We start from the raw sequence: 13,191 nt of genomic DNA on the forward strand, positions 1-13,191 counted from the left end.
AAGAATATAATAGTCTGAAAAATATATAGTTAAAAGCTCTGGAAATCATATCCAGAGCTTTATTTGTGAATGAAAATAATAATATTATTTTTTCTTTCTATTAGGCTTTATTTTTTCTTTTCCGATTATCATTCTTGAAGATATTCTAGCAGATTCAAATATAGTTGGAAGACCACTTCCAGGATGAGTACCTCCTCCTACTATATAGCATCTATCAAATTGTTCATGCTTGTTATGAGGTCTAAACACAAGAAGCTGATCAACGGAATGGCTTAAATTAAAAGTAGCTCCACTATATACATCTTTTTCATTTTCCCAGTCATGAGGGGTGATTACCTTTTCTTCAAGTATGTGTTCCCTAAGATTTACAAATCCACCCTTGTCCTCTATTATATCAAGGATTTTCTCTTTAAAACTATCCTTTATATCTTCCCATATTATTTCTGATTTATTGTTTGGAACCGGAACAAGTATATACAAAGCGGACATTCCTTCAGGAGCAAGAGTACTGTCTGTAACTGATGGATTTTGGACATAAACCGAAGGATCTTCTGACAATACCATAGAATCTGAAATTTCAGTGAGATTTTTTTTGTAATCTTTTGCAAAAATAATATTATGATGAGGAAACTGGTCATAAACCTTGTCTAATGCTAAATAAATCATATATGTTGAACAGGAATATTTTTTATTGTCCATCTTATCTTTTGTATATTTTTTATTGTCTTGATCTTTTATTATGTTTGTCATTGCATGTGCAAAATCCGCATTTATAATCACGTAATCACTTTCCATAAACCTTCCATCTGCAAGAAGGACTCCTCTGGCTTTTCCATCCCTTACAACTACTTCTTTTACCTCTTTGGAAAGATGAATTTTTGTTCCCATAGACTCAGATGCCTTTGCAAAGGCTTTAGTTATTTGATTAAGACCACCTGTAGTATGATGAATTCCATATTTATGCTCTATATAAGGTATGATAGAAAAACCTCCAGGACATGTCCATGGAGACATCCCTAGGTATTTTGCTTGAAATGTAAATGAAAGCGCCAACTCTTCATCATCAAAATATCTCTTTAGGACGTCATATACGCTCACATTGACATCTAGGTATGGGATTGCTTTTATAAATCTAGGTTTTGTAAGGTCTGCATATGAATCGTATGGAACTTGAAGACATGGAAGCAGATGATCCAGCTTATCTTTTTCCCTTTCCATAAATTTCAAGTAAGATTTGTATGCCCCTTTAAAGTTTTCCTCTATCTCTTTTTTCATTTTTATAGGATTCCGGCTTGGAAAAAATTCTTTTCCAGAAGGAAGAACCAATCTATACATGGGGTCTACCTCCACTAAATCAAGGTAATCTTTAATTTTAAGACCACATTCTTCAAAGAGCTCCTCTAAAATAAAATCCATCATCAAAAACGTTGGCCCCAAATCAAATTTGAAATTTTCCTTTAGATTAAATGAGGATGTCCTACCTCCTATGTAGCTTTGCTTCTCGTAAACATCAACATCAAAACCTTTACTTGAAAGCATCATTGAAGATGCTAAGCCTCCTGGTCCTGCTCCTACAATTATAACTTTTTTACCCATGCAAATTCCCCCAATCTCAGATTAAAAATACTTTTTAACTGCTGATTTTTAGTGTAGAGGTTTAAGATTATTTTTCTGCTCTATCTAAAAGTTCTCATTTTCATAAAACTCTAATATTTAAATTACCTAATACCCTTTTAATAAAAATTAAAATCAAAAAATCCTTTTAATAATTATAGTAAGACTATAAAATATCAAAAGGATTTACAATTTTTAAGGTGTTGTAAGTTTATGCTTTATAGCAAATATAGCAGCCTGGGTTCTATCTTGAAGATCAAGTTTTCTAAGAACGCTAGAAACGTGATTTTTGACTGTTTTTTCACTTATTACAAGATGTTCTGAAATATCCTTATTGCTCATTCCTTCTGCAATCAAAAGAAGTACCTCATGCTCCCTCTTTGTTAGGGAATCAGCTCCATCCTTAGAATCTTTTCCTCCTCTTTGTCTGTTTATTTCCCTGAAAAGTTCTCCTGCTAGACTAGGGTGTATGTAGCTTCCTCCGTCATAAACAGATTCTATAGCTTTTATTAATGAATCTGTTTCTGAGTCTTTCAGCACATATCCGTTTGACCCTAGGTTTAAAGTTTCTATAAGATATTCTCTATCATCATAAACTGTAAGCATTATAACCTTTATTGCAGGGTTTATCTGCTTTACTTTTTTTAGGGTTTCAATACCATTTAATTTAGGCATATTTATATCCAGTAAAATCACATCAATCCCATTTGAATTTTCCAAATATTTTATAGCATCAAGTCCGTCTGAAGCTCCATATAATACATCAATTTTATTTTCCATTTCTAATAATTTAGTAAGACCTTCTCTCATAAGGGCGTGATCGTCCACTATCATAACTTTAATTTTACTACTCATACTCTTCCTCCTTATTAGGTATACTAAAAATTATTTTAGTTCCTCTTCCTTTTATGGAATCTATTTTGACCTTGCCGTTAACCATTTCTGCTCTTTCCTTCATTGATGATAGTCCAAAAGAAACATTTTCACGAGATTTATATTCATTTATATCAAATCCCTCGCCTTCATCAGATATGACCCCATTTATCTTTGTTTGAGTTATATCTAACTTAATAGAAGCTTTTGAAGCCTTTGAATGCTTTATTATATTATTTATTCCCTCTTGGATTATTCTATAACATGTAAGTCTTATTAGATGGTTTTTAATCTTTTTTTCAGAAAGTACCGTGACCTCAATATCTAAATCTTTATCTATAGTCAAATCTTCAGCAATTCTTTGGATGGTAGGTATCAGCCCAAGCTCATCTAAAGATGTTGGTCTTAAATCATACATCACCGTTCTTATTTCTTTTAAAACAGCTCTTAATTGAGATTTTATTTCTTCAAGTTCTTCTGAAATCACTTCTGGATTTTTCTTTATTAGTCTTTCAGCTATTTCTGTCTTTATTACAAGAAATGCGATACTTTGTGCAGGTCCATCATGAATATCTCTCGCTATTCTTCTTCTTTCCTCTTCTTGGGCTTTTATAATTTTCATTCCTATTTGAGCCTTACCTTCTAAATCACTTATAGTCTTACTTATATCAGCCAAATCAGATAAAAGAAAATCCATTACCGATTTCATTTTAGACATTAGACTTTGGGCTCTCTCTACTATCTCTATATTTTTTTTAAGCCTAAGCTCTAGGTCATTTCTTTGCTTTATAAGAGATTTTTCCTCCTCTCTTTTTACTATAAGCTTGACCTGTATATCCCTTGCTTTTTCATAAGCTTCTCTTATGATTTTTTCATTACTGTTATCAAAATTTTTACTGACTATAAAAAGATGATTTCTACTTTTTCTTTCAAGAATCTCAAGCTCTTCGACCTCTTTAATTATCAAATTAACTCTTTCTTTGAAGCTTTCTATTTCTCTTTTTATAGACTCAGTTTCTTTAATTACATTTTCAGAAATATTAAAAATCTCTTCTTGCCCATTTTGTATAGACAAGATCACATTATTTATAACTTGATCAAGGTCCTTTGGAGTTGAAATATCTTGTGACATCCTGCAATCCTGCTCCTTCTATATTATAAATACTAAATGGCCATTTTTCCATATTTAATAAGCTTTAAAGGTGGAATTTACAAAAAAAGAGCCTTAGGGCCCTCTTAATTGTTTACGTCCATTAGTTCTTTCTTCTCATCTTCATCTAAAACCTGCAGAAGATCAAGCATGATTATCATTCTATCTTCCACTTTCCCTATACCTTCAATATATTTTTTCCCTATTCCAGTTACTATTTCAGGAGCAGAATCAATCTGATTATCATCAAGGGAAAGTACCTGAGATGCATCATCTACTATGAACCCTACGAGTCTATCTTCAAGGTTTACAACAATTACCCTTGTAGTCTCTAAAGCCGTATCGTGATTTAAACCAAATCTTCTTTTAAGGCTTATAATTGGAGTAACATCTCCTCTGAGATTAATTATCCCTTCTACAAAATCAGGAGTATTTGGAACTTTAACTGTCTCCTTGTACTCTGTGACTTCTTTTACTTTCATTATATCTATTCCGTATTCCTCTTCTCCTAATTTGAAGATAACATATTTTTTCTCAGCCATAAATTTCCCTCCATTATTGTTTTTTCTCTATTTTTATTGAGTCTAGATGCGATTTAAGACTATTTCTAAATCTTGATACATATTCTTTTCTAAGCTTATCCTGCTCTTTCTTTTCTATTTCTGTTAAGCCTTCTGATTTTGATTTTCTTGAAAGCTCATTAATTCTTTGAGTTAATTCCTTTTCTAGCATTTTTCTCTCCTTTAATATATTACGATAAATTTGGTATTTTGTATTTCATTTTATTTTTTTCATCCGATAGAAAATCTTCAAGAGACTTTTTTAATAGCTCTAGATTGTGTGCAATTTCTTCTTCTTCCATATGAGCTATGCTAATCCTAAATTCATTTTCAGATTTAATAGTACTATAAAAGAGTGTACCTTCAAGTATTTTTATATTTTTTTTCTCTAAAAACTCTTTTAATTCTATAGAACTAAAATCCTTAGGCATTGAAAAAAAGAAGTTTATCCCTCCACAAGGTGTCCTCCAGTTTACTAATCCTCTAAAATTATTTTCTATAAAATAAAGAGCTTTGTCAAATCTATTTTTGTAGATATGCTCAACTAATCTTAAATGTTCATCCCAGTTGTAATATTTCATATAATAATAAAGAGCTAATTGAGTAAAGCTAGAAGTAGATATATCCATATTATACTTTACCTTACTAGCTATATTTCGTACAAATTGAGGCATTTCCATAAAGCCTATCCTGAGACCTGGCATTAGTATTTTTGAAAAACTTTTTAAATATATTACCCTATCATCTAAATCATAAGCTCTAATTGGTATATGATTTTTTTTAGAAAAATCAAAATCACTCATATAATCATCTTCTATTATCATAAAATCATATTCTTTTGCTATCTTTATCAAATCTTTTTTCTTTTTTTCAGTATAGCTTATTCCTGTAGGATTATGATAATTAGGCATTGTATATATAAATGAAGGTCTAAATTTTTCAGCTTTTATTTTAAGAAGACCAATATCTATCCCATCATCAAGAAGAGGAATTCCCACAACCTTAATTCCATGCTCTTTAAAAACTTCAATTGCACCTGGATAACTTGGCTCTTCTATAAATATTACATCTCCATAGCTTAGCATTGAATTAACTATTATATTTATTCCCTGCTGAGCACCAGAGATTATTTGTATTTTATCTTTTTCAGAATTTATCCCCTCTTTTTCAATATAACTACATATACATTCTCTTAATGGCTCATATCCCAATCCCTCTTGATAATCAAATAGACTGCTTCCTTCATTTTGCATAGCTATTTCTACAGCCTTTTTAAACTTTTCTATTGGAAATATAGTGGATTTTGGATTTGCCAAATCAAATCTTATGTATTTTTCAAGGCTATCGTCTTCCTTTGAGTGAGGGTATACATAACACCCGCTGCCAGCTTTTTTATAGATATATTTTTCCTTTTCAAGTAATTCATAAGCTTTTACAGCTGTAGATATATTTATGCTCAAATAAGAGCTTATGTCTCTAAGGGGAGGGAGTTTTTCAGATGGCTTGAGTCTTTGAGATTCTATTATAGATTTTATATTTCTATAAAGTTGTATGTATTTTGGAGTACCTTTTTCATCAAGTTTCATATTAAACTTTTCCACTTTGATCACTCCAGTCCACATTGAAATTATTAAAATAACTCATATTTTAATGAGATTATATCATATAGTGAATCAAGGGTCTTTATCATATTAAAAATTAAAAGCCGACATCATTTTTAAATGAGGCCGGCAGACTATTTTAAATAAGCTTTTATTATCCTTCTTGTACATACTCTCTTTCAAACATATCGCATTTGTCAGATGTGCATCTTTCATTTATGCAATGAATGCAAGTTATATATCCACACTTTCTTTGATTGTAAAAAGCCCCTTGTTGTTCTTTTATCTTGATTTCAGTTAATAATTTGTTCATGATAAATGCACCTCCGTTTTTTTATTTTTTTACATTTTGCAATTTCATATTTGAATAATATCATTTTTGTATTTATATTGTCAATTGTTTTTTTATAATTACAAGATTAAAACTCTGTTTTATAAAAGCAAAAAACCACCTAATTAGTGATTTACTAATTGGTGGCCCAGGTTTAAATTGAGTTTTAGAAAATAAGAAAACCCAAGATGCCGTCACCGCGTTAAATTCAGACCCGATTATTCAATCAGGTGGGTGCCCAGCCTTAGTCCTTACACCCCAGTGTTTAACACATTCTTTGGTTTTCATTAACCGCTATTAGTGCTTTTTATTACCCACTAACGATGTTAATAATATTAATCAAAAACTAAAAAAACCCTGCCTAAGTGTATAGACAGAGTTAGAATTTACTCTTATAATGGTATCTATAAAGATACCTCGTATAAAGTAATCACTAGTGCCTGTTACACTTTTGGTTATCCTAATTGATTGAGTTACCAGCTCATCAACTAGGCGAGGTATTTAATTGTTTTTGTTATATTAACTATACACTTATACCAGAGTTTACTCAATAGTTTTTTTGCAAGTTATAATTTTTAATTTTCATAAGTAACATCAAACCATTGCAATTACTCACTTTTAAATATGTGAGTTGTCATATATTTAGTTTTTAAGTCGATTTATTTCTTCGTTGATTCATATATCCTAAATAAAATTAAATCGTCTTAGAATTGATTTATTTGATATATTATTTTAAGCTAATAATGTACAAGTAAGGATATTTCCCTTCCTCTTAATTTTTTGCAATAAAAAAGAACCGCCGAAGCGATTCTTAAGTTTGTTTTATATTTAGTTTTCTTCTCTTATCGAGTCAATTTGTATTTCGTAGGTTTTATATCCTTCTATTTCCATCCCATGAGTGCTGAAAGTTTTGGTTTGATTTGGTTCTATTCTGCTCAGTAAAAAAGGTGAAGAGTCTATTATTCTGCCATCTGAATCAAAAAAGGTTATTCTAGCCATCCCAGAAACAGGTGTGCTATTTTTATTAGTATACCGACCCATTACAGTATATAAACTTCCAACTGAACTACTTACCGTTATATCGTCACTAAACTCTATACTCTGATTTACGTTTTCCAAACTTGGAATTCTTTGGTTCTTTTTGCGTTCCGAAACTTCAAAAATTTCAAGTTCATAATCTTCAACATCTTCGTTTTTCGCATAAACTTCAAAGTTTCCAAAGCTACTTCTATCTAATTCAGGTAATTCAAAGAAAATAGTTTCTAAGGCTCTGCCATCTTTGCCATAAGTGGTGAGTAATCCATAGCCCTCTATGTCTTTAAAGTTTCTATTAACTACATTTCCCTTGAAGGTTAGCCGATTAATAACTGTATCATTTTCTACTTCAACATTTCTGAATAAAACACTTAAAGCCAAATTGTCATCCTCCAAGATAATGTCGTCTTCTACTTTGGAAGCTGACTCTGAACATCCAAATAAAAATATAGTAGTAAAAACCAATAAAATTAATAATTTCTTCATATAAAATCCCCCTTAGTGTTTTAATTCAAACTCCCACTACTATTGTACCAAGTAAAAGAGGAAATAGTCACACTATTTATAGGGAATTTAATGTATTATGCGTTCTTCACCATGAGGAACGGATAATACACAAGGAAAACTTCCCTAACTTTTTATATACTCATTTTCAATATGTAGGAGATTTATATCACTTAACATACAAATAATTATTTACTGGTCTACCATCTCCACTAACCTTGACACTTCCATCAACTTTGATAGATGAACTTCCTCCACCATCCAAACTAATCGCAAAATCCAATCCTAAATTTTTACATGATTGAATTATCCTATCATGGCTGCTATCTGGTCTTACACATATGTAAATCTTATTTTCAGACCGCTTATATCCCATAAATGCTGTTAGAATAAATAACGGAGAAGCTAAACATGATATATCCTTGAATTTGATATAATGATTTTATCAGATAAGGAGAGATAATATGGGAACAAAAAATACAAAGCATAGCGCAGAATTCAAACAAGATGCAGTCAGCTATTACCATTCATCCGGTAAATCTATGAAAGCCGCTGCCGCGGATCTAAAAATAAGTGCTTCGAGTCTTAACAACTGAATCCAAAATGCAAAAAACAATGATAATATTGTGAATCACAGAGGCTCTGGTAACTATTCGTCGGATTCCGAAAAAGAAATTGCAAAGCTTAAAAAGGAACTAAGAGATAAAGAAGATGCACTTGAAATCCTAAAAAAGGCCATAGGCATACTAAACAAAGATTAACTGAAGCAATATATATTGAAGTTGCTAAATTATCTAAAGAACGCCGTATTTCAGTTAATAGTGTGCTTAAAATACTAGGCGTATCATCCTCCGGATACTATGACTATATGAAAAGACAAGATTCAAGTCAAAAGATTAGAAAACAGAGGATAAAACAAGAAATCATAAAGATTTACAACGAATCAAAACAAATCTATGGAGCTCCTAAGATCACATCCATACTTCGAAGCAAAGGGCATATAATCGCAGAAAAAACGGTTGGAAACTATATGCGTGAATTAGGAATAAAAGCCATCTGGGTAAGTCCATATAAAAGAACTACTATCGATCCGGATTTTGATATCAAGCTTAAAAATATCCTAGACAGAAAGTTCTCGCCTAAATCTCCAAATACAGTTTGGGTAACGGATATAACTTATGTGTGGACATTGGATGGATTCGTTTATTTGACAACAATAATGGATCTGTTTTCTCGCAAAGTTGTAGGATGGAATCTTTCGGATTCACTTTCAAGCGAGAGCGTATTGGCAGCTGTAAATAAAGCAAAATCTTCAAGATATTCAGATGCTCCGATACTAATTCATAGGGATAGAGGCGTCCAGTATGTGTCCAAAGCATATATGGATGCTACGCCGGCAGGTAAATTCATCAGAAGCTATTCCAAGAAAGCTATGCCTTGGGACAATGCTGTAATCGAATCATTTCATGCTCTGATAAAAAGAGAGTATCTGAACAGGTTCGTCATAAAGAACCTCAACCATGCTCATAGTCTGATTTTTGAATATATAGAAGCCTTTTACAACACTACAAGAATTCATAGTCACTGCCATATGGCTTCGCCATATGATTATGAAAAAAAGCATGCAAGTTAATAGATTCTAGAATATATTACATTTGTGTTGTCCGTTTTATTGACATAAGACCAATATGAGTAATTCCCTGTACTTCATACTCAAACTTCTTCATATCAATTACCTCATCTTTTTTATCATTTAGCTTAACAAAATCTCTATGTACAAATGCAGTTCCATATTCAATTTCTAACCAATTATCTTTTTGTCCAACAACCTTAACCTCAGTACCATTTGGTAATTCCCCTATTTTTTGGAAATTAACCCCAGCACCCTCTCTAACATTAAGATGAGGACTGGCATTAACTATACCAACCTGATTTAAAATCTGAGTGGATTGAGATTTCCCACTAGCTAGATCCTTAACTTTTTCCATAGGGAATAATCTTCCGGGACATGATTTTGTAGAATACTCGTTGTGCCCATGTATAGGTAGGATTCCACATCTTGAGTATATATCTTTGATTAACTCAACCAGCTTATCTATCTGAGCATCTGGTGGTACTGTAACATCAAAATTACCTACCAAACATATCCCTATACTATTTGCATTTTGTCCTGCTGTATGCACTCCTGCTTCATGTTCGCCTCTACCATTAAAAATTACATAGTTATCTCCAACTAACTCAACAACATAGTGATATCCTATATCTCTCCACTTATTGGTGTTAATGTGATAATTTCTAATGGCATGAAAGTCAACAACTTTTTGGTCTTTGGTTAAAGAATGATGTAGTATTATTTTATCTATTCTTCTCATACTTACACCTCCCTGTCATTCTCTTGTTCTTTCCAACTCTTCATAAATTTAACTAGTGGCTGAGGTAACTCAACCCCAACCACAGTTAAATTTTCAACTATGCTAATTCCTTCATTAAGCACAAAAAAAGTGATAGTTGTCGTTCTGAACATATCACTCCCAAGTAATTTATCTAGTTGTACTGCTACAATAACACCAATCATCACACCACATTTTTTCAAATGCCCTGATAGCCTCTCATAGAGTTTAATTCTCCATTTTTAGCACCCTTAGCTATCCCTGTGATGTAATTATAAGAAGGGTCTGTATTAGTATGTCAATCCCTCCAATCAAGTATATTGCTGTAGCTGAGATGCCTGTTGATATAGCTTTTACTATTGCACTTTCACCCACTTTTACCACCTCATTTTAAATTAAAAAAGAGAGCAACTGTAATTCAGTTAACTCTCTTCAAAATTTTAATAATTATTTAATTTTTCTATTTTTTATTTAATAACTCTTTCTTTTTCAAATATATTTTTAATGTTCAAAAGAATTGATTTCTCTTCCAGAGAATATGAATATATAGGTGCTAATATAATTAAAACACCTAATGGAAAATACAGAGCAATTTCAAAAAACTCAAACATTGGTTTAGATTTTATATCTAAGCTACTTAATACAAATGTTCCTACTGCAACTAATATCACAGATAAAATTATGCTAAATGGCTCCACAAGAATAATGTTATCAATCCTATAATTTAAATCGTATTCAAATTTATCATAGTCTTTTAACTTATTAATATGTTTTTTTATTATTCTTATCTTTTCTTCTGTATTTTTAGTTTTTTTTACCCTCTCATATAACCTGTTTACATCATTATTTTCTTTATATCTCCACAAAATTAATCCCCCTTTTTCTAATAGAATATCAGAAAAAAAAGAGATTTAACAATAGTTAAATTCACAAATCTTTAAAGTGTTGAAATTTTTAATAAATCTCTTCAAAAACACCACTTAGCCCGATACTTTTCAAAAATAACTCCCAAAAATCAAAAATAGAGAGATTAAAGCTAGTGATTGCAACGTGTTCAACCCTCTAAATCTGATTAAAATACCTATTTTAATGGGTAGGTTGTTTTGGTTTATTAGTAATTTGGTATTTAAAAATGAGCAACAAAAAGAACAGACTAAAGTAGCCCGTTCTAAATGGTAAAAATATATAAGTTTTTGTTAAATTTATGGTTGCGAAATATTGGGAGACTCACCCGTAGTCTCCCGCATTTGATTTTATACCACTATGAGCGTTCATCTCATAGTATCTTTGTATCAATTATATACCCATAAAACTCATAGTTACACAAAAAAGATACTAGGGACTCACTCGTAGTCCCTATTTTTGAAGTATTATACCGCTACCCCACTCGTGAGCAACATCTTTGTATCTCAATAGTATCACTAATCCTATTATTTGTAAATAATTTCTAAGATATTTTTTCACTTATAAACCGTTCGATTGACTCAATATCTGCAAACCCAAACTTTCGAGCTAATTCTTCATATTTGATTAACTCAGAATTTTTAACTTCAATTTCAGACTTAAGTTCTTCCACTTTATTATTGAGTTTTTCAATATAATCTAACTTGTCGTTGTGAATGTTCATTAGTTTATCATAGTGTCTTTTCACGTCTAAAGAAATAGCTAATGCCTCATCTACAGCTTTCATTTCATTTGTTGGGAGAGTGGTGATATAATCCCCCAATCTAGCTTTGCTAACACAAACTATATTCCCAAGCAAAACGTTACCATCAAGAATCAAATCTCCTGCTGCATTAGTTTGATTTGCGATAGGTACAACTATAGGTAAAGTTGAAATAGAATGTGTAATAGGAGCAACTATTGTATTCGGCGACCTTGTATTCCCAGCATCATATTGTAGAATTACACACGGGCGTTCTTTGCATTCTTCACTACCTACACCCATACCTAGATTACACCTATACACTTCACCACGTTTCACAATTCTACCCTTTGCTTTCATTGCATTCGAGTCAATAAATAATTTGTTTTTCATCCAATCCAAATATCGTTGTGTTTTATGTAAATCAATATTAATTGGCATTTTACACCTCCAATAAGAGAATAACATACCTCTTATCGCTACACTAGTCTAAATTGTCATAAATTTACATTCCACAAGAACTTTGTTAGAGCCATTTATAACAGATTGACTCCACTCGATAGGTTTTACATCTTTTAAAGCATCTTGAGATGATGTAATTTTAATGTTTTTGCTTTTCAAAAAGTCCATCTTTAATGAAGTATTTTTTGAATTAGTCATAATTACACCTCCATTATTAATAAATTTAAGAGAACGATCCTAACTCCCTTTTAAATTTGAAAATAGGGACAAAATAAACCCCTTGAAAACACTGATTTTTGACTTTCAAGTACATTTGATTTTTGACGCACTTTAATAAGCCTATTCGAATATAGTCTTTTTTTGCAAGTTATTAAGTTGTGAAAATTTAATTATTTGTTTCTAAATTTATTCATGGATACACTTGTTTTACGCTCAAATGATGAAAGTGGATTGTATTCATCAAATTTATATTTGAGATCCTGTCCAAACATATTTACATACATACGTGTCATCTCAAAGTTTTTATGACCTAGTATCTTCTGAAGTCTAAACACATCTCCATTATTCAAAATCCAAAACTTAGCAAATGTATGTCTAAATGTGTGTATGCCTGTTCTCTCTACTCCAAGTCTCCTGTTATAAGTTATGATACTATTCGTGAGGCAATTCTTAGTTATTTTTTCACCTGTTCTGGAGCAAAATAACCAATCATGAGGCATACCATCTCTTATTATTAAATATTCTTTTAAAACGTCTTGTAATATATCAGCTAATGGGATAATATGCTGCCTTCTATTTTTGGCGTGTTTGAATATTATTTCTTTATTTTTCATATCTATATCTTCAATTTTTATATTTCTAAGAGTTGATGCTCTGCACCCTGTTGCCATAAAAAAATTAATAATAACCCAAGTACGATACTGAGCAAATGTACAAACTTTAATATTTGGCTTTTTTAGTAATATATCTAATTCTTCTTTTGTGTAAGTTTCTTTGACTACATCATCAGTTTTAATCCTTAATACA

17 protein-coding genes are annotated in these 13,191 nt (G+C 31.2%); 2 read left to right on the forward strand and 15 right to left on the reverse strand.

All coding sequences use genetic code 11. The features are described 5' to 3' along the window. Positions 1 to 84: 84 nt before the first annotated feature. From J2Z35_RS02440 to J2Z35_RS02480, 9 genes are all read right to left on the reverse strand, one after another. Entirely contained in the window at positions 85 to 1,596 is a 1,512-nt protein-coding gene (locus J2Z35_RS02440) for a phytoene desaturase family protein (RefSeq protein ID WP_209658998.1), read from the reverse strand. A gap of 213 nt (positions 1,597 to 1,809) precedes the next feature. Continuing rightward, positions 1,810 to 2,469, reverse strand: a complete 660-nt coding sequence (locus tag J2Z35_RS02445; protein WP_245330713.1) for a response regulator — start codon at positions 2,467 to 2,469, stop codon at positions 1,810 to 1,812. Then, a complete protein-coding gene (locus J2Z35_RS02450) occupies positions 2,462 to 3,619 on the reverse strand; it encodes a sensor histidine kinase (protein WP_209659000.1) in 1,158 nt (385 codons plus the stop codon). Before J2Z35_RS02450 ends, J2Z35_RS02445 begins: the two co-directional genes overlap by 8 nt. A 104-nt stretch (positions 3,620 to 3,723) precedes the next feature. Continuing rightward, positions 3,724 to 4,179, reverse strand: a complete 456-nt coding sequence (locus J2Z35_RS02455) for a chemotaxis protein CheW (RefSeq protein WP_209659002.1) — start codon at positions 4,177 to 4,179, stop codon at positions 3,724 to 3,726. 13 nt (positions 4,180 to 4,192) lie between these two features. Next, on the reverse strand, positions 4,193 to 4,369 hold the full coding sequence (locus J2Z35_RS02460) for a DUF896 domain-containing protein (RefSeq protein ID WP_209659005.1): 177 nt from the start codon (positions 4,367 to 4,369) through the stop codon (positions 4,193 to 4,195). A 19-nt stretch (positions 4,370 to 4,388) separates the two neighbouring features. After that, positions 4,389 to 5,798 carry a MocR-like pyridoxine biosynthesis transcription factor PdxR gene (gene pdxR, locus J2Z35_RS02465; RefSeq protein WP_209659007.1) on the reverse strand — a complete coding sequence of 470 codons (1,410 nt, stop codon included), beginning with the start codon at positions 5,796 to 5,798 and terminating at the stop codon, positions 4,389 to 4,391. Positions 5,799 to 5,952: 154 nt separating this feature from the next. After that, positions 5,953 to 6,111 carry a hypothetical protein gene (locus J2Z35_RS02470; protein WP_209659009.1) on the reverse strand — a complete coding sequence of 53 codons (159 nt, stop codon included), beginning with the start codon at positions 6,109 to 6,111 and terminating at the stop codon, positions 5,953 to 5,955. Positions 6,112 to 6,957: 846 nt separating this feature from the next. Next, a complete protein-coding gene (locus J2Z35_RS02475; RefSeq protein WP_209659011.1) occupies positions 6,958 to 7,629 on the reverse strand; it encodes a hypothetical protein in 672 nt (223 codons plus the stop codon). Positions 7,630 to 7,837: 208 nt separating this feature from the next. Further along, complete coding sequence (locus tag J2Z35_RS02480) at positions 7,838 to 8,044, reverse strand: phosphodiester glycosidase family protein (RefSeq protein WP_209659013.1); 207 nt, start codon at positions 8,042 to 8,044, stop codon at positions 7,838 to 7,840. A gap of 250 nt (positions 8,045 to 8,294) precedes the next feature. Between J2Z35_RS02480 and J2Z35_RS14755 the strand changes: the two genes are divergently transcribed. Continuing rightward, the gene (locus J2Z35_RS14755) at positions 8,295 to 8,429 is read left to right on the forward strand and encodes a hypothetical protein (RefSeq protein WP_281063609.1); all 135 of its coding nucleotides are present in this window, start codon (positions 8,295 to 8,297) and stop codon (positions 8,427 to 8,429) included. A 14-nt stretch (positions 8,430 to 8,443) separates the two neighbouring features. Beyond that, positions 8,444 to 9,301, forward strand: a complete 858-nt coding sequence (locus tag J2Z35_RS02485; protein ID WP_330623341.1) for an IS3 family transposase — start codon at positions 8,444 to 8,446, stop codon at positions 9,299 to 9,301. A 16-nt stretch (positions 9,302 to 9,317) separates the two neighbouring features. Here J2Z35_RS02485 and J2Z35_RS02490 read toward each other — a convergent pair whose 3' ends face one another. From J2Z35_RS02490 to J2Z35_RS02515, 6 genes are all read right to left on the reverse strand, one after another. Beyond that, positions 9,318 to 10,040 carry an N-acetylmuramoyl-L-alanine amidase gene (locus tag J2Z35_RS02490; protein WP_209659015.1) on the reverse strand — a complete coding sequence of 241 codons (723 nt, stop codon included), beginning with the start codon at positions 10,038 to 10,040 and terminating at the stop codon, positions 9,318 to 9,320. A 2-nt stretch (positions 10,041 to 10,042) separates the two neighbouring features. Next, positions 10,043 to 10,261 carry a phage holin family protein gene (locus J2Z35_RS02495; protein ID WP_209659017.1) on the reverse strand — a complete coding sequence of 73 codons (219 nt, stop codon included), beginning with the start codon at positions 10,259 to 10,261 and terminating at the stop codon, positions 10,043 to 10,045. 264 nt (positions 10,262 to 10,525) lie between these two features. Then, positions 10,526 to 10,924, reverse strand: coding sequence for a hypothetical protein (locus tag J2Z35_RS02500; protein WP_209659019.1), 399 nt, complete (start codon positions 10,922 to 10,924; stop codon positions 10,526 to 10,528). A gap of 581 nt (positions 10,925 to 11,505) precedes the next feature. After that, positions 11,506 to 12,144: a type II toxin-antitoxin system PemK/MazF family toxin gene (locus J2Z35_RS02505; RefSeq protein WP_245330714.1), complete on the reverse strand. Its 639-nt coding sequence runs from the start codon at positions 12,142 to 12,144 to the stop codon at positions 11,506 to 11,508. 48 nt (positions 12,145 to 12,192) lie between these two features. Next, positions 12,193 to 12,363: a hypothetical protein gene (locus J2Z35_RS02510; protein WP_209659021.1), complete on the reverse strand. Its 171-nt coding sequence runs from the start codon at positions 12,361 to 12,363 to the stop codon at positions 12,193 to 12,195. A gap of 191 nt (positions 12,364 to 12,554) precedes the next feature. Further along, on the reverse strand, positions 12,555 to 13,181 hold the full coding sequence (locus tag J2Z35_RS02515; protein ID WP_209659070.1) for a tyrosine-type recombinase/integrase: 627 nt from the start codon (positions 13,179 to 13,181) through the stop codon (positions 12,555 to 12,557). Between the last annotated feature and the right edge of the window lie 10 nt (positions 13,182 to 13,191).

Source organism: Acetoanaerobium pronyense (assembly GCF_017874355.1).
Classification (GTDB): Bacteria; Bacillota; Clostridia; order Peptostreptococcales; family Filifactoraceae; genus Acetoanaerobium; species Acetoanaerobium pronyense.